Genomic DNA, 875 nt, shown 5'->3' with positions numbered 1-875 from the left:
TTTGCCATGACCGAGCCGACCTACATCCCCCTGCGCCTGCATACCGAATTCTCGATTACCGACGGTATGGTGCGGATTAAAAAACTGATTGCCAAAGCGCAGGAATACGGTTTGCCTGCTTTGGGCATCAGCGATTTGATGAACGAATTCGGTTTGGTGAAATTCTATAAAGCCTGTCGCGGAGCAGGGATTAAGCCCATCGGGGCGGCGGACGTGTGGATAGGCAATCCGAATGCGCCCGACAAGCCATTTCGCGCCATGCTGATTATCCGCAACGATGCGGGCTATCTGCGCTTGAGCGAGCTTTTGACAGAGGCTTATGTCGGCAAAGACCGTAATATCCATCATGCGGAACTCAATCCCGAATGGCTGGAAAACGGCGACAACAGCGGCTTGATTTGTTTGAGCGGCGCGCATTACGGCGAAGTGGGCGTGAATCTCTTAAACGGCAATGAAGACGCGGCGCGTGCGGCGGCGTTGAAATATGCGGCGTGGTTTCCCGATGCGTTTTATTTAGAGCTGCAACGCCTGCCCGAACGCCCCGAATGGGAGGCTTGCGTTTCGGGCAGCGTGAAGCTGGCGGAGGAACTGGGTTTGCCGGTGGTGGCGACACACCCGACGCAGTTTATGAGCCGCGACGATTTCAACGCACACGAGGCGCGGGTGTGTATCGCAGGCGGCTGGGTATTGACGGACAAAAAACGTCCGCGCGATTTCACGCCGAGCCAGTTTTTCATTCCGCCGGAAACCATGGCCGAACGTTTCGCCGATTTGCCTGAAGCCTTGGAAAACACGGTGGAAATTGCCAAACGCTGCAATCTGCACATCACATTGGGCAAAAACTTCCTGCCGCTCTTCCCTACTCCGGACGGCCT

Annotated in this window: 1 protein-coding gene; it reads left to right on the top strand. The window is 55.8% G+C overall.

The window, feature by feature from the left end; translation table 11 throughout:
* Positions 1–6 precede the first annotated feature (6 nt).
* Positions 7–875, top strand: an 869-nt coding sequence (locus tag ACTHS3_RS15675; RefSeq protein ID WP_440368465.1) for a PHP domain-containing protein, incomplete at its 3' end; no start/stop codon positions are given.

The sequence above is a fragment of the Neisseria sp. P0009.S007 genome, assembly GCF_051962515.1.
This window is presented reverse-complemented; position numbering and strand designations above follow the sequence as displayed.